Raw genomic sequence first — 23733 nt, 5'->3', positions numbered from 1 at the left:
TTAACTATGAACCTACTGACGGCGAGTAATCGTAACTGTCACAAATGGGGTAGAGGACTGACCTCCAAAGTAGATGCCCTTAAACGGAGGAACGTCGCTGTAATCGCGTCCTTTGGCCACAGCAACGTACCGTTGATCTGTGCGTTCGACTGCGTTGGAGGTATCAATTCCGATCCATCTTCCGAGCCAAACTTCGACCCATGCATGACTTTCGCCGATGGATGATTCGCCTACGATTGGGTCTCGACCGGGAAAAAGATAGCCCGAGACGTAGCGGGCTGGAATTCCACTGGCCCTAAGGGCCGCAGTTGTGGCATGACTAAAGTCTTGACATACTCCGAGCCCAACAGCTAGTGCATCGGCAGCGCTTGATTGGACCGAGGTAATGCCGCTTTGGTAGGAAAGATGCTCAGTGATCCATTCGATTGCTCTATTTAGGCCGTCTATGGGTGTCGATTGGCCTCTTACTAAATCACGAATCTCGCTCGCTTGGTCGGCACTCACGGTGGTGTAGGGGGTCACCATTAAATGTTCGGCAAAGTCATCTTGAATTGCTTCAGATCCAATGAAGTCCCAGGAGACTTCAGATGAAGGGCCACTGTAATTCCGTACCTCCACATGGGACTCGGCGGTGATCTCAAGGTGATCATGCACTCGGTGGAAGTCAAAGGCTGTGACCGCTGTCCCAAAGTAGTCGCGGTAGGTGTAAAGAGTCGCTCGAGGTGAGACATTTACCAAAGAAGAAAGGAGGAGTTGATTGCCACCAGATCGTGGAATCATTCTTACTTCGTTATAGCTAGAGTAAACGGGCTCTTGGTATTGATACCTTGTTTTGTGGGTTATTTCAAGACGCCAGGTCAAATCCAAACCTCCGATCGCTGGGGAATCGCTTTTGACAGATCTCGAAGGGGGGAAAAGAATGTTGAATTGAATAGGTTGAAGAGATCGCTTTGAGTCTCGGTGATTTCATCGATTCTCTCCAAGAGGCTACTACCGGTCATCTCGCCAACACGAGGATATGACAGACGGGCAATGAGCCTTGCGAGCGAAGGAGGTATAATGTCGCTTGCATTTAGATCCCTGATATTGCGAGATAGAGATAGAAGCGCGCTCTCGAGCTGAAGGTTTAGATAGAGAACCGACTTGGGGAAAAGAGTCTCTCGGAGTAAAAAGGTTATTGCCAGTTCTTTCTCCACAGGGCGTTGAACCGCTCGTATGTAGGCCTCGTGACCTCCGATGCACCGTAATACAACTACCCAGTCCTCTTCATTTGGATCTAGAAGTTTTACTCTCAGTAGGCGTGTCGTCAGATCAATCTGTTCGATGGCCCTTCCCATATGCAGAAATAGCCAGGCTTGATCACGATTCATGGTAGTGTCCCCTAGGCCTCGGGCTGCCGCTGATCGATCTTTGATCCAGGCATAATAGGCGTGAGGCGAATGGCCGAGATCGGTAATGAATGTACGTAATAGGCGTGAGTAAGTTACGTTTATTGACTCCCAAAGTTCCAGGGATATGGCATCTCGAGCGCTTTTCGCATTTTCCCATGCCTTTTCCATGCAGCATATTATGGAACTTGGATGGTCTCGATCTATTGAGAGTCTCATTGCTAGTGCTTCGAATGGTTCGTCGATTTGTTCCATGGCGACCATCGCTTGAATCTCGTTGGTCCACCGTTTTTGCTGAGTTGTGGTAGTTCCGATTAGATCGTGTAGATGGACATCCAAAAGGCGTGCCGTTGCCTCTGATCGCTCTAGATAGCGTCCCATCCAAAAGAGCGACTCGGCGGTCCGTGCTAATACAATGTTGAAGCGATTTTTCACTGTAATTGTGCCTTTGACTGGCCCGAATTGGGAATTGATGAAAGGATGTCAATATCGGCTAAAGCTAGGGCGGATGTAGCTTGGGATTCAATATGAATGCGATCTCTATTGTGTCTATCTCGAAGCACCCAGGTGTCCTTGGACCCACCACCTTGTGAGGAATTTACCACCATGGATCCCTCTGGCAGTGCGACACGCGTAAGTCCTCCTGGTACTACCCAACGACCATCTGGACCAGAGACAATGAATGGTCGAAGGTCCACATGTCTTGGGGCAAGGCCGGAACCGACGATCGTAGGTATCGTGGAGAAGTTGACGACGCGTTGAGCTATCCATCCCCGAGGATTTTTTGTCATTGCCTCGGCTACTTCACTAAGTTCGCGGTCGCTTGCAGATGGGCCGATCACTATTCCTTTTCCTCCACTCGCGTCCACCGGTTTTATGACCAGCTTGTCGAGGTTTTCAAGGGAATATTTCATTGCGTCTGGATCTTCCAGGCGATAGGTATCAATATTGGATAGGATGGGCTTTTCATGTAGGTAGTAGTCGATTATGTCAGGTACATATGTGTAAAGCAACTTATCGTCACCCACTCCATTGCCGATCGAATTGGCTACAACTACGTTATATGCACGTGCACTATTCAAAAGGCCAGGAACCCCCAGAAGCGAATCTGGGCGATATTGGGTAGGGTCAATATATTCATCATCGATTCGACGATAGATTACGTCTACCTTTAGGTCACCTTCTGTGGTTCTGACGAAGACCTCATTGCCTCGACAGAATAGATCTCTGCCTTCAACTAGAGGAACACCCATTTGGCGCGCCAGAAATGAGTGTTCAAAATATGCAGAGTTGTAAACGCCAGGTGTCAATACGACTACTAAAGGGTCAGTTACCCCAGCTGGGGCCTGATCGAGTAGTGCTGATAGGAGTTTTGAAGGATAGTCGCCAACCGGTTCAATCTCGTAGCTTTCGAATAGTTCTGGCAAGATTCGGGCCATTGCTCTCCTGTTTTCAAGGACGTAGGAGATCCCCGAAGGCGTCCTAATGTTATCTTCGAGAACTACTAATTTTCCAGTTTCATCTCTAATCAAGTCAAGGCCAGCAACTGTTATTCGAACTTGATTGTGCCCGGAGATTCCTGCAGCTTTGCGCGAATACTGGGATGATCCGACTATTAAACGGCGAGGGATAACTCTGTCCCTTAGTATCTCTTTTGCGCCGTAGATATCGTCTAGGAATGCTTCGATCGCCTTAACCCGTTGCGTTAGTCCTAATTCAACGCTGCGCCATTCGGTGGAGGTGACAATTCTTGGAATTGGATCCAGTGGGAATGTTCGCTCCTGGCCACCGAGTGAGAAGGTTATGCCTCTGGCTTTGAAGCTTTCTTCACACTCCAAGGTGCGCCTTTTGAGCTTATCTATGCCCATGGATTCGATTGCTCGTGTCAATAGACCCCAGTTGTCAATGCCGTCTTTTGAATCGTTTTTCATCTCGTCAAAGATGCCGATACGCGGTGAATAATTCTGAAGTGGACTTTCCATTATAGCTATTTAAAGATAGCCGATTTTTTAGGCGTTTTCAGGGAGAATTGTTTCTGTTTTATAACGAGTAGAGGTCTTTCGACTATATGGTTCCCCCTGTCCAAGGAAGTTGGCGAAATTCTCCCTCGATGTTCTTGGAATCAAAGCGAACTAATCAGCTGTTGATTTATCACTTCAGTGGAATCGGGCGCTAAAAACAGTGGAATTTCTATCGCGCTCAGACGAGGCGACGCCTGCGGTTCATGTTCATCGAATGAGCTAACCAATGGCCTTAAGCCACCTTTTGAGTTGTCAATGTTGATCTCTTAAAGTGGCTCTTTTTGGGCATAGCAGGCCAAGTGGTCGCGCCATTTGTCTTGAATTTTGAGCGAAGTCGAGATAGGCCGAGATGGACAGTAAGAGCCAAGGATTGAGAATAAGGTACATAGCTGATAAAAAAGACTGTGGCCGAAGTATCCTTGGCTCCATTGACTCTAGATACAAGTCAAGGCCATCCTGAAAGAGATGACATTCTAGCTATTTTTTTTATTTGCAAAATCTTCAAAGACCTCTTTGAGACCGTGTCTGATATCCACTTTAGGGGCATACCCGAGTGCCTTTGCCTTTGAGATGTCTACCTTGACACCGCGCATCTCTCCGGTTCGAGCCGGGCCGAAGTTCGCTGGTACCTCTATACCTGTTACCTCTTGGGTGAAATCTATTATCTCTTTTACGCTAAAACTTTCACCTGAGCCAATTGAGACGGGGCCAACCCAATTGCGGGTAATTGCTAGCTCGAAGGCGTCGGTCACGTCACTTAGGTATACGTAATCTCGCCACTGCAAGCCATCGCCGTAGATTTCCAATGGTGGACCTCCCAAAAGGGAGCGCATGATACGGGGAACGATCGAATCTTTCTTGAACATGTCGGTTCCATAGACGTTGGTGAGGCGAAGTGGAGCGACAGTCATTCCGTATGAGTCTTGATATGAGGCGCTTAGCATTTCGTTGGCCGCCTTAGTGGCTCCGTATGGCGTGAGAGGATAAAGGACGTTTTTCTCACTGAGAAGTTCATTGGAGGCCACTGTGGAGGAATCGCTCAGCGACGGAATGGCGCCGTTGCTCTCTTGGACTTGAGTTGGGGGTTTTGAACTTCCTACTACGGCATTGGTAGATGCAAAGGCAAAGGTCGTGATTCCTCCAAGGCGAGCGGCCTCGAGTAGATTTTGAGTACCGATTACATTTGTGGAGAAGAAGCCCATAGGGTCTTTTTTCGACTCAAGTACGGATGTCTTGGCAGCGAAGTGCGCTATCGCATCGACACCTTTAGTGACTATTTTTGAAACGCTATCGAAGTCTTGAATGTCGCAATTGACACTTTGAATTCCTGGCAAATCTCGATCGTTGCGATCCAGATTTATTACGTCGTAGCCCAGATCTCGAAAGCGAAGTGCAATTCGGGATCCTATGAAGCCACTGGCGCCTGTTACTATAATTCGTTTAGTCAATTGGTTTCCCTTTGTCTGTCTGACAATTCCTAGTCTTACCGGTCGATGCTACCCGTTTGTTTTTCGGTTATTAGATCGAATCTTTAGCGCCCTTTGGTTATAGCAACGTTAAATCTTTCCTAGCGAGGCTATCTCGTTTGAGCAAATGCGGCACTTACCATTAGGATAATCGTTGTGATTAGGCGGATAGTGACGCTCTTGGCATGGATCAAGACTGAAGAAGGTAAAAAGGCTTTTCGTTATAGTCTCACCTCGGTAATTTCGGCAGTTATTTCACAGCTTGCATTTCTTGCCCTTTATGGACTATCGATCCTTGGTGCTAAGTATTCGTCCATTAGCGCCACCCTAATCGGCGCTGTTCCTTCTTATTTTTTAAATCGTTATTGGGCGTTTGAGAAAAAAGAGAGAAATCACTTCTTTTCTGAGGTGGTTCCATACTTTATAATGGCGGTTTTGGGTCTTGTCGCTTCCACCTGGTCGTCAGACTTTGCAGACTCTCATCGTAGCATTGTGGGAAATAGTCGTTTGGCTCAGATAATTTGGGTAGATGGAGCTTATTTTGGTGCCTTTGCTGTACTTTGGGTGGCTAAATACTTTTTCTTGAGGAAGTTTCTCTTTGGACGCGACCAAAAAAAGAGCCAACCCGTGGTCGACACCTCTAACTAGTAGTCTTAAATTTGAGTGTGGCTTTAGTCTTTGAAGTCTTGGTAGATCTTCGAAGGCAGTGCCAGGCGATCTGTTATCTTGTGTGGTTCTCTAACAACGATCTCGCTGTATCCCCACAGCCATTATCTGGGGACAATTTGCGTTGTCATGATTTGGCCTTAGGGTTATGTTGTCGTCATTAGCTGGACTATCAATTTCGGCTTTCCACTCACTCGGCTTAGGCGACTCTATTCAAGGGTCTTTCTTGCTGTGCCATGGGAATCGTCGATCTTGATTTGATGTTCAAAGGCGGTCATGTGATCTGTATCAGCTTGCCGGTTGCGCTCCGAATAGGGATTGCGCCAGCCAAAGCTATCTCTACGTTGGTTGTCCGTATGGACTGATCTACACGCTGGAATTAGGAGACACTTGGCTGGTGTGGAGTGGTTGTGGGTCTCTATATCGTAGGTCCCAATTCGAGATTGTACCGAAGGTTCTTTATCGCCGCCTCTGTCCAATGAGGCCTGCAGATGAGAATCCTTCTTTGGTTTGGCTCTATGACGCAGGCGGGAGAGAACTTCGGTGAGGATGGAACCCAGCGGATTGCTTGAAAGTTTGGCAACCCTGCTAGTTGCCCAGTCCGATTCACCTCTAAAAGGAGGCTTTTTTCGGGGCTTTACCAATATCGTCTACAGCAGATCGTCTTTAGCTGTGCCTTTGTGCGTCTAAGTCCATCCTGGTGCATCGTTGTGTCGTTAGCACTTCGTCTCTAGTGTGCGTCGAGAAATATTTCCACCTATATTTTTAGACATGATATTTCTTTGATATTACTGCAATGTCGGCTCGAGCCTCTTTTATTGCCGTGGGTCTAGGAAAGTATTTTCTGGATCGTATGCCTGAATCGCCCAGGGTTTTGGTGGTTATTTTTGTCTTTTGATCGATTTGTTCTTAGTTCGTTTTGATTCACCGCTATCGCTATCCTTAGAAAGTAGCAACAGGACTACTATTAGGATTAGCCCAAGGCCGGAAGTGGCCAAGGCTAGAGATAAATGGGGCTGTTTGTAGGATGCGTGGATATTGCTTACTCCTGCAGGAATGCTAAAACATATAAATACCCCACATTCTTGGGCAGGCATAGCTTGTGACCCACTCGAACCGCTAGCTGCTTGGTTTGCTATCATCCATCCCTTGGCCCAGGTTTGAGATATTGTAACGACAGTTGGTTTGCTAGCAGAGAACTTGTACGTCATAGAACCATCAAGCTTTATAGATGAAGCGATCAGGCGAGGCATATTCGACGCATTGACAATAGGTGGTGCGGCAAATTCACTTGGATTGGATGGATTTGCAACCGCAGGCATCGTTACTAGAGGAGCGGTGTTTCTTTGGTAGATTTCTAGGCTTCCCAACGTGGTAACTAAATGGTAATGTTGTGGAGTCAGATATTGCGTCAGGGGTGAATTTAGCGTTATATAGCCATTTGCCACTGGAAACGAGATCCCAGCTTCGATGCTTTGGCCAAGATTTCCACTCTTTGGTATGGTTTGCGTTGCCAATACTTGATTGAAGGTCGTCGGTTGATTTAAGGTGTAGGTGTATTGAATAATGCCAGTGGTGCCAATGGCCGATTGTGATGTTAAGCGGCCATAGTGGATCTTCTTCGATCCATTTAGCGAGACTCCGATCGACTTTATAGAACGATCGTAGAGCGTGGTTGAGTTTTCTAGCGATCCTGTGGCAGGATTGAAAACTGCGAAATCTATCAAGATTCGATTGGTTTTGATCGTCTGTCCAACAAAGTTAGACTCGTGCACCGTGGTAAGTGGCGAGTTTGTTAGCCCTGGGGTCATCTGTGATGCATTTGGAATTGTTACGGGATTCGGGCTACCTGTATTGAAGTTATTTAGATATAGCGATCCCGTAGCGACAATGGAAAGCGCGATTGCTTTACCCAACGGCGATACCAATAGCGTGGGATCGAAGCTGGCTTGTTGATGAGACGAAGTGACGGCCTCGTAGTTTCCCAAAGATAGAGATGAGTAGCCCTGAATGCTGGAGATCGAATTGTAGACGTTGAGATTGGGCGTTCCGATCTTTAGGAGGTCGCCGTAGTAGTAAAGGTTGGGGTCATAAAGTCCATAGCGACCATAGCTTTTTTTGACGATGTTGGCAAAAGTTTTGGCGTAGGAGTTGGTTGCCATTATGGTACTAGTCGGAGTATGTTCTCCAAGGTAGCTCTGAAAGGCAAATCCAGCACTATCCAAGATGAAAAGCCCTACCAGAAGCCTCCTTTGGATTACCTTTTTTAATCTCGGGCGCTTTGTGGCAAAGATGCCAATAAAGCCAACTAAGAGAAGGATCTCGAAGAGACTTGACAGGAGGATGGCTTTGAGTGGGTAGTGCGTCCTACCGCCACCGTCAACTGCGGCCACGAATGTCTTGGTGAAGGCTAAAAGAAGTCCGTTGGCCATGGCGATGGCGACTACGAGACCGCCGACGATCCAAAATAGTGTTTTATCGATTCGACGTCTCGCAAAAAGATTACTTAGAGCAGGGACGCTGTAGATGGACAGAAGAAAGTCTAATGCGAAGATGTTTCTTGAAGGAAGTCGCTGGCGATTGTAGATTGGCACATAAAGCATGAGACTTTCTAGCGGAGTAAAAGCCGCTAGCGCCAATAGTGTGGAGATCACAGCTGCTATTGTAAGAATCCGAAGGTACCGCCTAGTTTGTTGCTCCTCGCTTCCAAGATCTATTGCAGGAGAAATGGATCCTGTAGGGATGATGATTCTGAGAAGGGTCCAGATAGCTAGCGCTAAAAAGATAATTCCGATGTAGATGGTGATCTCTTCAAAGACATATGGCCCAAAATAATTGGGTAGGACTGATCCTGGTCCGCCAAAGAGGAAGGGTGCGATAAGGGAGATAAATGAGATGGGATAGAAGGGTCCTGCGGCGGCATAGTTGAAAGGGTGGCTGCCTCTTTGGGATGCTGTGATGAAGGAGTAACCCGGTATCAACTGTGCGCTGGAAAGTAGAATCGCCACTAAAGCTGCAATCGCCAAGAAGGTGACCAGGCGTTTGACTCGTATCTTGAAGGAGATGGCCACCATCAATAGGACCAAAGCCACAAAGATGCCCTCATACAGCATCGCTTCTGGTGCTCCGGAAAGAACCACTAGTGCATATGAGGTGCCAAAGATGACACCTTGCCTCAGTGAATTTTTAGCGCTTGGTTCCTCCGAAAGTCGCAATATTGCACTAACCATGAATGGGAGCATGGCTAGGCCGCCAAGCATATCGAGATGGACGCTTTGCGAGGCAAAGTAGCTCAAAATTGGCGCAAAAAAGGCAACTATTCTTGAGGCTTGAGGGTTGAAATGCAGTCGCTCAAAGAGGCGGAGCATCCCGATTGCGAAGGTGCATTCTAAGATAGAGATAAAGATTATGAAGGCTGGGACTGGGGCAAGGACTAGGTAGAGAACTTCGAGAGGAAAGAAGACTCCAGCGTTGAACCCCGCCAGTAGCGGCGTACCCGACCATGCAAAGATATTCCAGGTTGGTAGGTGCCCACTTCGATAGATCTCACCGGCAAGAAATCTAAGCGGGTTATTTTGCGTTAGGTTATCTGATACGATTACTGGATGGCCCAAAAGGGCAGGCAGACCATTTATAGCTAAATATAAGCCAAGAAGAATAAGCCCAAAGCTAAGGACTCGGTATTGGTCTTGGCGAACACGCAGATAACGCAATTATACGTGTTCCGGTTGCGTTCTGGCTGTTTTGGTATGAGCTAGGACGCTGGTGATGAAGTGCTCTCTAAGGGCAGTCTTTAGCACCACTGCGCTATAGGAAAATGCATATCTGAGATTTTTGCCCTTCTTCGTGACGCCGCCGAAACGGGGTTCCATCACAACTGGAACTTCAGCGAGCTTGCCGCCAGAGATCAATGCACTTATCAGAAGTTCCGAGGACTGGTATTGCGGTTGGTTCAACCGTAGCTCCTTGAGCATCTCTACAGACATTGCCCTGATGCCACTTGACGTATCGGTTACCTTTGTCTTTGTTAGAAGACGAATTAACTTCGCAAAGAAGACGACGCCAAAGTCTCTGAATCGATCTCCGACACGCGTTTCGCCGAGACTTCTTGAGCCTTGGGAGATCGTAGCGTTTCCCGTGATGATTGGTTTCATGACGGCTTCAAGGTCTCTTGGGTCCCACTGTCCGTCTGCGTCCACTATGGCTACAACTTCAAAGTCGGCGCTGATGGCTTCTAAGTAACCTGTTCGTAGCGATGCGCCCTGACCCCGGTTTATAGGAGAAGTGATAACATTTAGCCCCAATTGGTTAGCTATGGCTTCTGTCTTGTCGGTAGATCCGTCATTTATGACAACTATCATCGGCCTATGACCATTTATTTCCTCGGGAAGCTTTGAAGCTACATAGGCGAGGGACTCTTCTTCGTTAAAGGCTGGAATAACGATGAGATATGGAGAATGAGTGCCGTTAGGGAGCATCGACGAAAATTGCTGATGCATGATTTGCTCAATTTCATCTCGCTCAACCGCAAGCTTGCCTAGAGTCTTTGGAAATTTCATATACAGATCCGTCCGCCTTCGTAATCTTCCTTTGACCGCCAGATCTTCAGTTTACCTATCTTCAATGGTGTTTCGTATACCGAAAATGAGATGTCAATTGTGAGATATCAGTTACCTTCATCGAAACATTTGAAGCTGAGATATAGTTGTGATTGAATTATTAATGCAATAAATGCCTGCTCTCTAGTATAGGTGACCCCAAGGCGCTCTCTTTCATGATGCAATGTTACAATGATAGGTTCGCCTAGAAAGCTCCGTGGTCTTTTTGCTGTGAAGGCTGGTTCGATGTGAATGTTTGGGCGATCCAATGGCTAAATCTTTAAATTTTTCCCTTACGGCGATCCAATCTTTAAATTAAATTACATCTTTGTCATTATAGCCCTATTGCGTACATGTAGTATTTGATCATTGTGTAATCACAATATGTTGTGTCTAGAGAGTGATTTGAGGATCGAGGCGGCCATCTCTCGAATAGTGTATTGAGGGTCAACTTTTTCACACTAGTTGCTCGAGTCTTTTGATTTATTGTGAAGAGATTTTGGAGCGATTCTAGAGCCGAGGTGCTAATGCGCATCTCGATGATTGAGTTTTTGGACCCGTTATGGCGCTACGGTGGCATGATTCGTCCATTTGGTTTTTCGTATGATGACCCACGGTTAGTTCGACACTTAGATGACGAAATTGGATTGAAAGGATGAGGGATGTCAACAATTCCACAAAGTTTGAAGCTTGGCATAAAGAGACACTTTACTGAGGCCGGGGTTGATCCTTACTCTTATGTGCTTTGGGAGAATCGAGACTCAAAGATCTCGAACTATCGAGACGGTTCGGTTGCCTTCGAGCAGAAAAATGTGGAGGTTCCAGCTTTTTGGTCCATTAATGCCACCAATATTTTGGCCCAAAAGTATTTTAGAGGAACCCTAGGAACCCCAGAGCGAGAGCAGAGTCTGCGCCAAGTCGTAGATCGAATCGTCGATACGATCACTGCTTGGGGTCGCAAGGATGGCTATTTTAGTGATGATGAATCAGCCATGACCTTCAGTGATGAATTGAAGTTTGCGCTTGTAAACCAAATGGTTGCCTTCAATTCGCCTGTATGGTTCAATATTGGCGTTCAAGGGGTGCCTCAGCAAGCTTCAGCCTGCTTTATTTTAGCGGTAGACGACGATATGAATGGAATCCTCAACTGGTACGCCGAAGAGGGCGTTATCTTCAAAGGTGGTTCAGGCGCAGGAATAAATCTCTCTCGAATTCGATCCTCCAAGGAGCATCTCAAAGGCGGCGGAACCGCCTCTGGTCCAGTTTCGTTTATGCGTGGGGCCGATGCTTCTGCTGGAACTATTAAATCCGGCGGTAAGACTCGTCGGGCAGCCAAGATGGTGATCTTGGACGTTGATCATCCCGACATTGAAGAGTTCGTATGGTGTAAGGCTATAGAAGAACACAAGGCGCGGGCCCTAAAGGCTGCTGGTTTTGATATGGATTTGGACGGTAAGGATTCGTTTTCAATTCAATACCAAAATGCAAATAATTCAGTACGTCTTACCGATGACTTTATGGACGCTGTAGTTGAAGATCGAGAGTGGAACCTTAAGGCGGTGACTACTGGTGAGGTCGTAAAGACGATGGCCGCACGCGATCTATTTAGGCAGATCTCCAAGGCTGCTTGGGAGTGTGCCGATCCAGGAGTGCAATACGATACGACTATCAATCGCTGGCATACCGCCCCTAACTATGGCCGTATAAGTGGCTCTAATCCATGCTCGGAATACTTGCACGTGGATAATTCGGCATGCAACTTGGCAAGTTTGAACCTAATGAAGTTTTTGCGCCATGATAACAGTTACGATCTTGAGAGTTTCTTGCACATCGCAACCTTAACCTTCATCGCACAGGATATCCTCGTTGGAAATGCAGATTATCCAACTGATAAGATCGCTGAGAATTCGCGACGTTTTCGACAGCTAGGGATAGGCTATGCAAATCTTGGCGCACTGCTAATGACACTCGGTTTCCCATATGATTCAGATCCAGCAAGGGCTTATGCGGGAGCTATTACTGCGATTCTTACAGGGAACTCCTATTTGACTTCGACCCGCATGGCTAGAACACTCGGATCCTTTGCAGGCTTTGCAGACGATAAAGATGCGATGCTTCGGGTTCTTTCAATGCACCTTGACGCGGTTGAGAAGATCGACTCGTCACATGTTCCTCAACCTTTGATGGATGCCGCTAGGTCAATATGGAAGGAGACAACCGAGCTAGCCCAAGTATATGGAGTTCGAAATGCTCAAGCTTCTGTTCTGGCTCCAACTGGGACCATCGGTCTCTTGATGGATTGCGACACTACTGGAGTTGAACCAGATCTTGGTCTTGTCAAGATGAAGAAGCTAGTTGGCGGTGGAACGATGTCGATCGTTAATCAGGGTGTTAGTCGTGCCCTTCACCAACTTGGATATTCGACCTCGGTTGCAGATGGAATCGTCAAGTACATTAATGAGAATGGAACGATCGTGGGAGCTCCCGGTCTGGACCCTCAAGATCTTCCAGTCTTTGCCTGTTCGATGGGGGATAACACAATTCACTATCTAGGACATGTGAAGATGATGGCGGCAATACAACCATTTATCTCTGGTGCTATCTCTAAGACGGTGAATCTTCCAGAGGATGCAACTTTAGAGGAGATCGAATCCCTTTATATAGATGCTTGGAAGATGGGTGTCAAGGCGGTCGCTATCTATCGTGATAACTGCAAAGTGGCACAGCCGCTATCCACTTCCAAGAAGTCAGATAATGAAACCATCATTGAGGAGATCGATCCGTTGTCAAACGATCGAAGCGCCCTAGAAACTCGAATTGCGCAATTGGAGATTGCAGCATCAAAGGCGCCTGGAGTTCGCCAGCCTGTGCGCGAACGTCTACCACGTCGGCGCCGCTCATCTACCTTTGCTTTTAGAGTTGCTGACTGCGAAGGTTACGTTACGGTCGGTGAATATGACGACGGTAGGCCCGGTGAGGTTTTCATGAAGGTCTCTAAGCAAGGTTCGACACTTGCCGGAATCATGGATGCTTTTTCAATCTCTGTAAGTCTTGGTCTTCAACATGGTGTGCCATTGGCAACCTTTGTTAGAAAATATACGAATATGAGATTCGAGCCAGCCGGAATGACCGATGACCCAGAACTTCGAATTGCCTCTTCTCTGGTGGACTATATCTTTCGACGTTTAGCGATCGACTATCTCTCTTTTGACGAGAGGACGGATCTGGGTATCATGACCTCCGGTGAGAGAATGCAACCTAGCCTTTTCCCCAATGTTGAAGATGTTGACTTTAGCTACGGCGCGACCGGAGGATCATCGTCTGGAGCGGAGCAGATCTCTAAGGAAAAAGATACACCACAGCTGATATCTAGAACTGCGGGCCTTGATGCTCCATATTGTTATCAGTGCGGAAACGCTATGCAGCGAGCTGGATCATGTTATGTCTGCACAAGCTGTGGTACAACGAGCGGATGCTCCTGAGTCGAAAGATGCGGCGGTTTGGTCGTGGGTTTGATCGGTAGCACGATCGAGACTATGACCAATAGCAGTTCATAAGCGGCTATACAGTTAACAAGATACAATAAAAGACAGGCTCTTCCTCGGTGGCGCGTGACCATTGAGATCTAGAGCTTGTCGTTTTATGTGCACAAATATGTGGCTCTTTTGATTGAACAACCATTTAGAAGTAAGGATCTCCGTGGCTAAAGAGTCAGCTCGGGTATCTGATGGCACGAAAAGTTGGATTAGGGGTCTCTTTGTTGGGAGTGCGATCTTGAATTAAAGTTGACTGCTCTGGCAGCTGGCCACTCGCCATGGGGTGAATATCGCTTCAGCTATAAAGAGTGCTTCGTGTGGGCCTGTGAACTAATCGTAATTGTGAGATTAAAAGGTTTTTTATATAATAGGGCAGTCTTGGTCTGGATTCTGACTTTTAGCAATGCAGGAGTAGCGAGAGCTATTCGGTGGGGTGTCGGATGGCGGTAATGGTGCTCTTTGGTGGTGCTGGGGTTTGTGATCACTAAGCCACCTTCCAATGGACTAGAATAGTGGTTAACTCAAGAAAGAGGTGATTTCTTATGAAAGAACCACGTCAAGAAGTTCAAGAGACGGTTACCGTTGTGGGTCATACAACTCAAAAGCGACAGGAGGTCCTTGTCCCTCGTCGACAGGGTGTCCCGACTAAAACTATAATTCCTAGGGTAATTAGATACGTGACCGGCGTCTTGTTGGTCGTTCTAGGATTGCGATTTGTCTTAGCACTACTCGGTGCTAATCCTACTAATGCATTTGCCAATTTCATCTATTCAGCTAGTCATCCGTTTGTCTCGCCATTCTTTAGCCTGTTTGGTTATTCCATTCACTACGGTGTATCTCAATTTGAGATGTTTACATTAGTGGCGATGGCAATATATGCCTTAATAGCCTACGGTTTAGTGAAATTGGTAACAATCACAAGATAGAAGTGGTTGGTTGCCCGGATCATCTGGTACGACCTTTCACCTCGCTATGTTTTCTGGCTCCCAGCGCTCATTTTGGGTAATTTGGGGGCTAGAAATATTTAAAGATAGCGACCATCCAAGGCGGTCAATTGAGTCATTTGCGGGTCATAAAAGCAGCAATGACGGGTGGATCTAGCTCTATAGGTAACGAGATTGTGCTGATGACAAAAGAGCCTAAACCATGTGGGGTCTTTAGCTAGTCGATGGGACCGAAGGTTCTAACTCATCTCAGTTTAGGGAGCTCATAGTCGCTCAAGGAGCCTTGGCACCCTGGTGATCTTGGTGTTGATAGCAATGGACAATTAACGCGCGAGGTCGCAAAATGTATTTTCGTGAAGGAGTGGTAAGCCCGTTAGCGAAGGTTTTCATACTTATCAACTTTCGTAAGTTTCGCCTCCACCGAGACCAGATTGGAGCTAATCCATAGTAGAACAGATGCTCAATAAAGCTGTCTAGGTAGATATCTCAGGCTTTATGGTACGCTTCCGCGTCGCAAGAAGCATGTGAAGATCATTTGATCAAATTGCTTATGCTATGAGGGGTTTAGATGTCCAAAGTGTAACTTCGATCAATTTACTTTAGTAAGGCCAAATCATTTCAAGAAATGCAGCGTTTCGAGCTCCACAGTTTCAATGTAAATCTTTTCACCGCCAAACTAGCGTTACCTCCGGAACTATCTTTCATCGAAGTCATATCTCTTTTTCCTAGTGGTTTTCTGCTATCTATCTATTGTCCAACGACAAGCGTGGTCTTTCAGCTACTACCTCCCCCAGCCATCAGAGCCCTTGCTAAATTCGTTCAAGTATCTTATTCAACTGGATGGTTGATGCTAAATAAGCTACCTAAGGCAATGGCTGAGCGAAATGGTTTATACAAACTTGGAGGAAACATACAGGTAGATGAGTTCTTTTTGGGTGGTGAGAGTCATGGTGAAGGCTAAAGAGGAAAGGGAACCCCTAGCCCTCAGAGTCCGTGCCGAAAAATCTACTACAGTCATATATAGGGCGAGGATAGAGGAGTCATGAAAAAGGTATACCCAATAAAATAGAAGAAACGAGTGCTGAGGAAGCTCTTAGAGCTTGGCGATGGTGGAAATGCGCAGAGGGTGCTATTACCGAGCTTTCTAATGCTGAAGAAATTCCACTCAATACGCTCTACACCCAGAACGCGTCACTGAAGCGAACTGGTGCCATTGGCAAGTTCTCCGCATCTGCGAATCCGTCGCTTACGCTTTCGTTCAAGGCAAAGTACGAGAGAAGTTGTTAGAACTGAATCCATATAAACATATTCATGCGTTGCCTAATGGCCGTTGCCATTAGGCAACGCAAGGCAAGACTGAGGACCCAGTTGCTATCTCGGATGGACTTGCTGGAGAAGCCTCAGCCGTCGAGATTACGGAGGTTAAAAAGGGCAGATGCGGTTTGCTCATCCACAACCAGATCAGTGACTAAGCGTCCGGCGATCGCTGCCTTGAGCCCCCTCGCCTTATGCGCCCCAGAGACGACGCACAGCCTCCGCGCCGCCTTGCGGATGACCTCCGGCGGTGGGCCGCTTGAACGCGCGTTGAGCGGGATGCTGTCAGCGCTTCCATCGCTGCGCAGAAAGTGCGTGGCAACATCGCCGACCACCTGGTATCGGGTTATCGTATCAAGGTCTGCTTTCTCAAGAAATCCCCCCGAATAGACATGGCTTGGTAGCCCACCTTGTACAGCGCCAACACTAAAGATCAAAACATCGGATCGCTCTTGGAGCTTAAGGATACGAATAATGCTGCGTTCCCGCCAGAGCGCCTCTTTCGTCTCGGCGAAATCAAAGAAGGTCGGAACGGGAAATTGCTGGACCCGAGCGTCTAGCGCCGTTCCAAAGCGCCCGAGGATATCGCTGGCGTAGTCGATTCCTGTGGTAAATGTATTCCCAGCACCGTTGAGTTGCACCACGATCGACCTGCGGGTGGCCTTTCGCGTGAGGTGCTTACTGATCGCGGCAATAGTGGTGCCCCAGGCCACACCGATGACCATGTCTGATTCGCACAGCGAGGTAAACAGCCAAGCGGCCGAACGAGCTACCTGATCTAAAACTTCGACTTCGGTCGTGTTCTGGAGCACCGGGACTACTTGAGCTTCGATACTGTAGCTTTCGCGTAGTCGGTATTCAAGTTCGCTTGCCTGGGCATTTGGAGTATGCAGGCGGAACTCTATTAGTCCTTCCGCTTTCGCCATCGCGAGTAGTCGGGAAATCGTCGATCGGGAAGTGCCCATATCCTCAGCGATCTCTTGCATCGTCCTGTCCTGGACGTAGTACTGGCGTGCCGCTCTGAGAGCGTCGGTTAACTTCTGATTGTTCACCATCTCGTTATATCACCTAATGAACGTATCTGTCCATGGCAAATCGAACATTGAAAAAGAAACTGCAATTATGTGCAAAATCCTTGACACTTTGTGCAAATTGAGGTAAGTTGTGATTAGCAGCCGACTGGGGGGTCAGGTAATTGTGAGTAGCCGACGTACTTTACGCGTATTCATCCCATGACGGGGCATGTCCGAGATTCAAAGGGCAGAGCGATATGGCGCCGCCCAAGACACCTGGGCGTGATCGATACCCGCGCAGGAGTTTCACTTCTGCCCGCCTCTGCCACCCGGGCAGCCGGATCAGCGGTGTTCGACGACTGTGTCGATCGGCAGCGATCGATGTGGGCCAGAGCTGGCCGAGTTCGGGCCATTGCCGTTTCGATCTCGGCTAAGTGGAAATCGCTTTCCGACGTTCACATCGAAGTCCTAGACCGTTATCGGGCCAGCTCGGATCCTCACGCTCAATTGGGTGTTGTTGGATCGGAGCGAGGCGAAAAGCATTCGAGAACGATCAGATGCATTGTAAAGAAGGGGGTCTTCAAACCAAATAAAGATGGGTCTGTCAGGTAGCGCCAGTCATTGTACAAACCGCAGCGCGATGGTGAGGTTTCTGACAGTCCTCGTCGCTCAGGTTTGTTCGCAATGCTGGCTCTAAGCAAACAGGTGCCGGCGAGAAGCCGCATAGGGAGAAAATGAGGAGGCAAGTATGACAGAAACAAATGATTCGTCTAACAACAACCCCGGTACCGAGGTATCCGCACAGGGGTCAAAACAACCAGCACAGACGGTTCGAAAACGGCGATGGACGACGCGTAGCGCCCTGCTAGGTGCTGTACTCCTGATCGTGGTCGGTGGGTTGGTCGCCAATACTGCGCAGACGTCTGGTGGCAAGGTCCGGATTGTTGACGTTCACTATCCGACAGCGTCCGGTCTAATCGAGGCTGGCCTGCTCTACGTCCCGCCTAACGCAACAGCCAAGACCCCGGCATGTGGAGTTGTCGCAATCCATGGATATATCAATTCTCATGACACCATGGATGGTGTTGCGGTGGAGATGGCTCGGCGTGGTTGCGTAGTGCTGGCTGCGGACCAAACCGGTCACGATACCTCGCAAGGCCCAGCTTTTGCCGACGCTTATGGCGGTCCTGCAAGCTTAGCATTTCTGAATTCGCTTCCGATCGTCAAGAAGGGTGATATCGGGCTAGTGGGACATTCGATGGGGGGCTGGGCGTCGGTCCTGGCTGCAGGCCTCAGTCCCAAGGGCAGCTATCGTTCAGTTGACCTCTTGAGTTCGTCCACCAGCACCCCGGGACTCGAGCCCCTGCCTGGTACGCCGACGTTCCCGCGAAATATCGAGGTCGTCGAGGCAAAGTATTCCGAGTTCTCCCAGCTCATGTGGGCCGTACCTAAAGGTTCCCTGATACCAGACTCTCCTCGTCTCATGGCGCTCTTTGGGACAAAGTCCCCAGTAGTGCCGGGCAAGGTATATGGCTCGATTGCCGCAGGAACAGGGCGTGAGCTCTTTCTCCAATCGACAACTCACCCTGGGATCACATTTGATCCAGCGGTAATTTCGCACGTGGTAAGTTGGGAACAAGCAACTCTCACCGGAGTCAGCCCACTCTCCAATTCAAATCAGATCTGGCTTTGGGATGAAATTGGAACCTTCCTTGCTCTTATTGGAGTTGGCCTCTTCCTCTTCGGAGCCGCGGGAGAACTCCTCAGACTGGACTACTTCGCAGGGATCATCCGAAAGCTGCCGCCAAGTCGCTCGTTGACGGGCCGCGGATGGTGGCTTGGAGCACTGATTTTCGCGATTCTCGGACCGCTTACCTTCTTCGACTTTCAAACTTGGGGCGAGAACACCTTCAAGGCAGGCCCGTTCTTTCCGGAGAATATCCCTACTGGAGTGATCGTCTGGGCAATCGGTGACATCATAATTGGTCTGGTGCTGTTCCTCATCTGGCACTTCACTACGCACTCTGATAAGCGAGGCGACCTCCATAGCTACGGCTTAGCGGAGCCGAACTTGAAGATCGAGTGGCCAATGATTGCAAAGACAGTGGTCTTTGGTCTAGCTACGGTCGTTGTGACCTATATACCGGTCTACTTCTTCCATTGGGCATTTAACTCTGACGTTAGGCTGTGGATCTTCAATATCAAGCGCGTCGATTACACTCACGCAAAGATTGGACTCGACTACGTCTTGTTCTTTGCCCTGTACTTCATCGGGCTTTCGGTGATCATTTTCGGCCAATTACGACCGCGCTCACACTCGCTCGCAGGGTTTATGGCCAAGACGATAGGTCTCTTGGTGATCGGCTTTGCGGTCTTCATCGCTTTAGAATACGGAGTATTGTTTGCCACCGGTGAACTGCTGACCTCAAGTCAACCGCTGTTGGCGATTGTCGCGTTCCAGTTCATCCCGCTATATCTCCTTATCGGTGCAATCCTCGGATACTTCTTCTACAAAACCGGGCGGATCTACTCCGGTGTGGTGGTCGCTTCGCTGTTTGTCACAGCGATCGTGGTCGCTGGGACGGCCACCCAGGGAGTCGTATGGTAGGAGACTAACGGACCGCTCACCGATCCGTCAAAAGCGTTCCCCTCAACGTCGCTGGTTTCTCCTGCGACGTTGAGGCACCAACGGCGGCTTTCGAAGGTCGACAGCCTAAGGAGTACCGAATCCGACAAAGGCGTGTCCGCAGTGGAATCGATGCAGTGACTCGTGAATTCACCGTCGGAGGTGTTGAGGCGCAAGATTGGGTGTCGGGCGCCTCTAGCCGATCTTCGAAGTTTGAGGTCACCCATTAAAAGTAGACACTGACTTAAGCAGTTTTTGCTCTTACTTCTAAGGCTAACTCATAATTGACTGGTGAGATGTTCTTAGGTCTTCGAATGTCGCCGTTTGCTGTTGTAAAAATTCATTTACCACTTTATTCCAGCTCTTAATTCAGAGATGTCTTTGAAGACATGTCTCAAGAAGTATTCATGCTTGAAGACCGACCAGAAGGATTCAGCACTGGCGTGATTGTAACAGGATCCCATTTGCGCCATGGAGCGAATGATTCCATTTTCTTTACAGAGAGGTTCTGTGCGACGATCTAAGAATTGGCTTTCTCGATCGCTACGGAACACCGCTCCTCGGCAATTGCTACCTCTGGTATTAATTGCCTGACCTAGAGCTTCTAGCACTATCTCGAGCCTCATATTTTCATAAGACGCTATTGGAAGGCTCCCATTTAATTGATCCGCGACTAATGTGAGCTTTGTATCCATAATGTAGATGGAGGAAATTATTGTGAAGTCCAAAAGGCATACCCGTTCTACTCAAGGTAAGCAGGGCGCAGGTGCGCAAGAAGATCGCCGAAGGGGATAAGATGCTAAATGACGGTGCAACCATAAGTGAAGTTGCCGCTTTGCCATGAAAGCCCTAAGGCGCTGCACTTACCGAGACGACCTGGCACCGATGGAAGAGTACCTACGCTGCATTGAAGGGAACCAAAGTAAAGCTTACTCATTGAACTTGAATCTAAAGAACCGTCGTCTAAAGAGCATCGTTGCTGACCTAGCTCTTGATATTGCAATGCTTAAGGAGATGGCGATAAGAAACTTCTAACCCCGAATCGTCGTCGCATAGTAGTTCGCAAACTACAGATACGATTCGGGGTTTCTAAAGAGACGAGCCTGCAAAGTAGCAGGTCAAAATCGTTCTACGCAGCGTACCGTAGCACCTGAACGCAAAAGTGCAGATCTAGACGGTCGTCTCATTCGTGCTCCTCCCTGTTATGGCATCAGATACAACATTATGCACTCTGACCCAACTTATTAGATGTATCATTATTGCATCTAACTGACTACAGGTGTTATATATCCATTCCCACCAGCGCTTTGGTGCGCGATGGACAAACTCCTATAGAACTGCTCAAAACTGTTTTCCCAGGTGGGAACCAATCACGAACCATGCTGAATAATGCATCAGACCTAACATTGCTCATTTTTCGCAAGCGATAATTGGAATGTGGAAAACGCTTCGCGTTTACGCACAATCCAACGATCTTCGCCCACAGGCTCTTTCAACCAGCTACTACTACTAATTAACAAAAGGCTCTATGGGTTTCCCTTAGAGCCGCTAACCCCTAAAAACAACCCTATCCAAAAATCACATTAATTTTGGACCATTAAATGGGGACCCGCCACATCGTTGCCCTTATGGCATAGTGAAGGCCAAGGATTCGCCAGATCTCTTGGTAGACAAGGTCGCGGGATTGTGGGTCTTGAGCTCCTCAAAGAGCGACTTTATCCGCCAGCGTTGACTATAAGTGCTCCTAGGTGCGATGCTGGGGCCAGATTAGGATTCGTGATTGATGTGAAAAGACGGTAGGAGGTATCTGGGTTGTTGCATTGGGGGCTTTATTCGAACGTGCCTTCGATCACTCGAAGCTGAATCGAGTTTAGTCTATTTCGATCTTGGTGGTGATAGATATTGCCAAGATAAGATCCATCGGCTAATTCAACTACAGTTTCAATTTCATGATTGGCACTAGCTTCAAATAGCAGCTCAGAACCCGTCTCAAGAGCTTGTTCCCAAAGGCCATAGCTAAAGAAATCCCGATCAGGCTAGCATAAAATTTCTGGCGTAAGAACCCCAATGATCTCACGAAGTGCCATTTGTTCAGATTGTGAAGATGGTTCCGGAAGAGCAGCTATTACCGCACACGCGCCGCATTTGCCAATAGCGGTTATACGAGCATTGGCATAGACTGCCTCATCAGATTGAGTTGGTGGCTTTGAAAAATTTGCCGTATTTTCTGGAGATTCAAATACGTCCAGAGTGGTGGAATCGATGGCAATTAGGGCCCAGGTTTAATTAGAAGGTTCCTTTTGTTTGGATGATGGCAAGGAGCTTGGCAACTCTTTTGTAGAGTTCTGCCATCGGGGCACTACCAAGTTTCACCCGCGCTTTGTATATACCAGCCTTGGACTGGACCTGCCAAGAATCACTAAAGGTGCCCTGCCATGCTAAACCTTGAGTGAGATGACGCATTACTTCTTCGCAAGAAGCTTGAGGGAACGTTGCCATGGATGGCTATTACTTAACAAGTAACCATGCGAGCGGGCATTAAGCGCACTCGTTGTTCTAATTTATCCGTCTCGTTGAGGATATCGTCGATCAGATCTTTAATAAACGTCCTCGTGAGAACACCGATTGAAATGTGATCAGCGAGTAGTGCATTATCTGGTTGTCTTCTCCACCCGGGTCTTGGCATCTCTATCTCCCGGCGCAGTAATAGCACGCCACTTTTGTTAAGCACGCGATATTTTGATTTGGCTTTTGGGGGTAAGTATTTTAAATTCTCTATTTCTTATTAGCAGCACTTGTTCGAAGTCAGCAATCTACCTGGACGGCTCCTACAATTTCGATCCATTGTGGCGTGAGTTTGCGTCCATAGCGTGGATTCGTGAGTTTTTCGGGAAGTTCGATGGTCCTTTTTAGAAGATGTTCCAGAAAGATCGGCAAGTGTTTCAAGATGGCCAACAAGGATTTACCTATTGCGCAAAGGTTGAAGAAATAGAACTCGATCGATCATCATGTGAAAACTATGGTTGGTCTTTAAATAGGGACAACCTTTTGGTGAGCGATCTCTCTTTCTTGGCCGATTTGGCTAAAGCTGCGGTCTGATTGAGCCAAATCGGCCTTTGAGGGATTGTCTGAGCTATACCTTTCTAAATAGTCGTTCGTATCGAGGAAGGTCGCTACTTTATCTAGCCTTTTCGACTCCTATAAGGGGTATTGATAGCGCTGGAAAGTTGTCCGAGATTAATGCCCGGTCCAAGATTGACGGTGAGGATTTTATCCAGCGAGGTAATTGATCTTTAAAGCTTTAGAAGTTGTACCTTTTGGTGCAGCGAGGGTCGCTTTGATCTTATCTTTGGCCATCTGAGTCAAATTGGGTTAGGTAGTTGGCTAGCCCCGATTGCGTGATGCGAAAGATAACGTCGGGTATCACTTCGTCCGCAATCTTGAGGGCATCTTCGAATTGGAACCACTCAACCTCTTGACTCTCACCAGGAGGAGGAGTCGGTTCGGTGTCTTGACCCAGAAGGAGATACCTGATGTCCAAATGGTAATGATCAAAAGCATCGTGGCAGGAGAGATTGAAGAGCAGTGGGCCGTTTGATGGATGGATCACTGTCAGTCCAGTCTCCTCTTTTGCCTCTCGGATGACGCAATCCCAAGGACTCTCGCCGTTATCGATGTGGCCGCCCGGCTGAATCCATTTTTGGAGTTTTTTGTGCCGATGCAAAATTATGCCTCTGGGGCCAATTATTATCGCCGATGCCGTGCAATGGCGCGGATCGGCGTAGCGATCAAAGATATTTCGTCGCTTTTCGGCTTCTTCTAGGATTATGTGCTGGGCGTTTTTCTCTTGGTTGGTAATGGGCTCAAAGTCGACGATAGATTGGAGCCAAATTTCATACCAGGGCATTGCTGGCGATCTCCTTTTGTTTTGAAACCTTTTACGGGTCTCTACGGCGGCTAATAGTTCAGAGTGCAAACTCGGTTGATGGATCCTCATTATGCTACAACAATATGGCTAGCTATCATGAGAGGCTGAATTCGAGGATATGTCTTTGAAAATCCACGGTTTGCTAATGCATTTTACTAATTCATTAGGAGCTTTTACTGCAAGCAGCCATTGAAAAGATTTAGGATGAAAACTGCGAGGTGAGCAAAACCATC

17 protein-coding genes and 1 pseudogene are annotated in these 23733 nt (G+C 48.0%); 6 read left to right on the top strand and 12 right to left on the bottom strand.

All coding sequences use genetic code 11. The features are described from left to right. Positions 1-12: 12 nt before the first annotated feature. The 4 genes from ACIDITHRIX25_RS92690 to ACIDITHRIX25_RS92675 form a co-directional block, all read right to left on the bottom strand. Complete coding sequence (locus ACIDITHRIX25_RS92690) at positions 13-861, bottom strand: transglutaminase family protein (RefSeq protein ID WP_160291802.1); 849 nt, start codon at positions 859-861, stop codon at positions 13-15. After that, a complete protein-coding gene (locus tag ACIDITHRIX25_RS92685; RefSeq protein WP_052605590.1) occupies positions 858-1823 on the bottom strand; it encodes an alpha-E domain-containing protein in 966 nt (321 codons plus the stop codon). The genes ACIDITHRIX25_RS92690 and ACIDITHRIX25_RS92685 overlap by 4 nt, the downstream gene beginning before the upstream one ends. Continuing rightward, the gene (locus ACIDITHRIX25_RS92680) at positions 1820-3370 is read right to left on the bottom strand and encodes a circularly permuted type 2 ATP-grasp protein (protein ID WP_052605589.1); all 1551 of its coding nucleotides are present in this window, start codon (positions 3368-3370) and stop codon (positions 1820-1822) included. Before ACIDITHRIX25_RS92680 ends, ACIDITHRIX25_RS92685 begins: the two co-directional genes overlap by 4 nt. Positions 3371-3882: 512 nt before the next feature. Continuing rightward, the gene (locus ACIDITHRIX25_RS92675; protein WP_052605588.1) at positions 3883-4857 is read right to left on the bottom strand and encodes an NAD-dependent epimerase/dehydratase family protein; all 975 of its coding nucleotides are present in this window, start codon (positions 4855-4857) and stop codon (positions 3883-3885) included. A gap of 174 nt (positions 4858-5031) precedes the next feature. Between ACIDITHRIX25_RS92675 and ACIDITHRIX25_RS92670 the strand changes: the two genes are divergently transcribed. Beyond that, on the top strand, positions 5032-5523 hold the full coding sequence (locus tag ACIDITHRIX25_RS92670; protein ID WP_052605587.1) for a GtrA family protein: 492 nt from the start codon (positions 5032-5034) through the stop codon (positions 5521-5523). 227 nt (positions 5524-5750) lie between these two features. Here ACIDITHRIX25_RS92670 and ACIDITHRIX25_RS92665 read toward each other — a convergent pair whose 3' ends face one another. The 3 genes from ACIDITHRIX25_RS92665 to ACIDITHRIX25_RS92655 form a co-directional block, all read right to left on the bottom strand. Next, positions 5751-6185: a hypothetical protein gene (locus ACIDITHRIX25_RS92665; protein ID WP_052605586.1), complete on the bottom strand. Its 435-nt coding sequence runs from the start codon at positions 6183-6185 to the stop codon at positions 5751-5753. A gap of 237 nt (positions 6186-6422) precedes the next feature. Further along, a complete protein-coding gene (locus ACIDITHRIX25_RS92660) occupies positions 6423-9254 on the bottom strand; it encodes a putative glycosyltransferase family protein (RefSeq protein ID WP_052605585.1) in 2832 nt (943 codons plus the stop codon). Beyond that, entirely contained in the window at positions 9255-10100 is an 846-nt protein-coding gene (locus ACIDITHRIX25_RS92655) for a glycosyltransferase family 2 protein (protein ID WP_201732871.1), read from the bottom strand. It abuts the gene before it with no gap. Positions 10101-10801: 701 nt separating this feature from the next. On the opposite strand from ACIDITHRIX25_RS92655, the gene ACIDITHRIX25_RS92650 reads away from it, so the two are divergent. The 3 genes and pseudogenes from ACIDITHRIX25_RS92650 to ACIDITHRIX25_RS92640 all read left to right on the top strand — a co-directional run. Beyond that, positions 10802-13621 carry a vitamin B12-dependent ribonucleotide reductase gene (locus ACIDITHRIX25_RS92650; RefSeq protein ID WP_052605582.1) on the top strand — a complete coding sequence of 940 codons (2820 nt, stop codon included), beginning with the start codon at positions 10802-10804 and terminating at the stop codon, positions 13619-13621. Between the two features lie 596 nt (positions 13622-14217). Further along, positions 14218-14601 carry a YggT family protein gene (locus tag ACIDITHRIX25_RS92645; protein ID WP_082058625.1) on the top strand — a complete coding sequence of 128 codons (384 nt, stop codon included), beginning with the start codon at positions 14218-14220 and terminating at the stop codon, positions 14599-14601. A gap of 513 nt (positions 14602-15114) precedes the next feature. Continuing rightward, positions 15115-15577: pseudogene (locus ACIDITHRIX25_RS92640) on the top strand (transposase); the annotation flags it as partial. Between the two features lie 442 nt (positions 15578-16019). On the opposite strand, the gene ACIDITHRIX25_RS92635 reads toward ACIDITHRIX25_RS92640, so the two are convergent. Then, positions 16020-16988 carry a sugar-binding transcriptional regulator gene (locus ACIDITHRIX25_RS92635; protein WP_201732870.1) on the bottom strand — a complete coding sequence of 323 codons (969 nt, stop codon included), beginning with the start codon at positions 16986-16988 and terminating at the stop codon, positions 16020-16022. A 177-nt stretch (positions 16989-17165) separates the two neighbouring features. Here ACIDITHRIX25_RS92635 and ACIDITHRIX25_RS92630 point away from each other — a divergent pair, with 177 nt between their 5' ends. Then, on the top strand, positions 17166-17558 hold the full coding sequence (locus ACIDITHRIX25_RS92630) for a hypothetical protein (protein ID WP_152625993.1): 393 nt from the start codon (positions 17166-17168) through the stop codon (positions 17556-17558). A 136-nt stretch (positions 17559-17694) separates the two neighbouring features. After that, entirely contained in the window at positions 17695-19554 is a 1860-nt protein-coding gene (locus tag ACIDITHRIX25_RS92625) for a dienelactone hydrolase family protein (protein ID WP_052605578.1), read from the top strand. 362 nt (positions 19555-19916) lie between these two features. Here ACIDITHRIX25_RS92625 and ACIDITHRIX25_RS92620 read toward each other — a convergent pair whose 3' ends face one another. The 4 genes from ACIDITHRIX25_RS92620 to ACIDITHRIX25_RS92605 form a co-directional block, all read right to left on the bottom strand. Beyond that, entirely contained in the window at positions 19917-20300 is a 384-nt protein-coding gene (locus ACIDITHRIX25_RS92620; protein WP_152625992.1) for a DDE-type integrase/transposase/recombinase, read from the bottom strand. 1558 nt (positions 20301-21858) lie between these two features. Continuing rightward, positions 21859-22071, bottom strand: a complete 213-nt coding sequence (locus ACIDITHRIX25_RS92615) for a transposase domain-containing protein (protein WP_052605576.1) — start codon at positions 22069-22071, stop codon at positions 21859-21861. 13 nt (positions 22072-22084) lie between these two features. Continuing rightward, complete coding sequence (locus ACIDITHRIX25_RS92610; protein WP_152625991.1) at positions 22085-22258, bottom strand: transposase domain-containing protein; 174 nt, start codon at positions 22256-22258, stop codon at positions 22085-22087. A gap of 657 nt (positions 22259-22915) precedes the next feature. Then, positions 22916-23479, bottom strand: a complete 564-nt coding sequence (locus ACIDITHRIX25_RS92605) for an NUDIX hydrolase (RefSeq protein WP_052605575.1) — start codon at positions 23477-23479, stop codon at positions 22916-22918. Between the last annotated feature and the right edge of the window lie 254 nt (positions 23480-23733).

The sequence above is a fragment of the Acidithrix sp. C25 genome, assembly GCF_904848545.2.
The sequence above is the reverse complement of the archived record's forward strand: the minus strand, read 5'-3'. Positions and strand labels throughout refer to the sequence as shown.

Bases quoted from the DNA above. Each gene is read 5' to 3' on its own strand.
- ACIDITHRIX25_RS92615 (WP_052605576.1), bottom strand. From the start codon at position 22,071: ATGGCAACGTTCCCTCAAGCTTCTTGCGAAGAAGTAATGCGTCATCTC.
- ACIDITHRIX25_RS92650 (WP_052605582.1), top strand. From the start codon at position 10,802: ATGTCAACAATTCCACAAAGTTTGAAGCTTGGCATAAAGAGACACTTT.
- ACIDITHRIX25_RS92605 (WP_052605575.1), bottom strand. From the start codon at position 23,479: ATGCCCTGGTATGAAATTTGGCTCCAATCTATCGTCGACTTTGAGCCC.
- ACIDITHRIX25_RS92655 (WP_201732871.1), bottom strand. From the start codon at position 10,100: ATGAAATTTCCAAAGACTCTAGGCAAGCTTGCGGTTGAGCGAGATGAA.
- ACIDITHRIX25_RS92610 (WP_152625991.1), bottom strand. From the start codon at position 22,258: ATGCCAAGACCCGGGTGGAGAAGACAACCAGATAATGCACTACTCGCT.
- ACIDITHRIX25_RS92680 (WP_052605589.1), bottom strand. From the start codon at position 3,370: ATGGAAAGTCCACTTCAGAATTATTCACCGCGTATCGGCATCTTTGAC.
- ACIDITHRIX25_RS92630 (WP_152625993.1), top strand. From the start codon at position 17,166: ATGACGGGGCATGTCCGAGATTCAAAGGGCAGAGCGATATGGCGCCGC.
- ACIDITHRIX25_RS92625 (WP_052605578.1), top strand. From the start codon at position 17,695: ATGACAGAAACAAATGATTCGTCTAACAACAACCCCGGTACCGAGGTA.
- ACIDITHRIX25_RS92645 (WP_082058625.1), top strand. From the start codon at position 14,218: ATGAAAGAACCACGTCAAGAAGTTCAAGAGACGGTTACCGTTGTGGGT.
- ACIDITHRIX25_RS92635 (WP_201732870.1), bottom strand. From the start codon at position 16,988: ATGGTGAACAATCAGAAGTTAACCGACGCTCTCAGAGCGGCACGCCAG.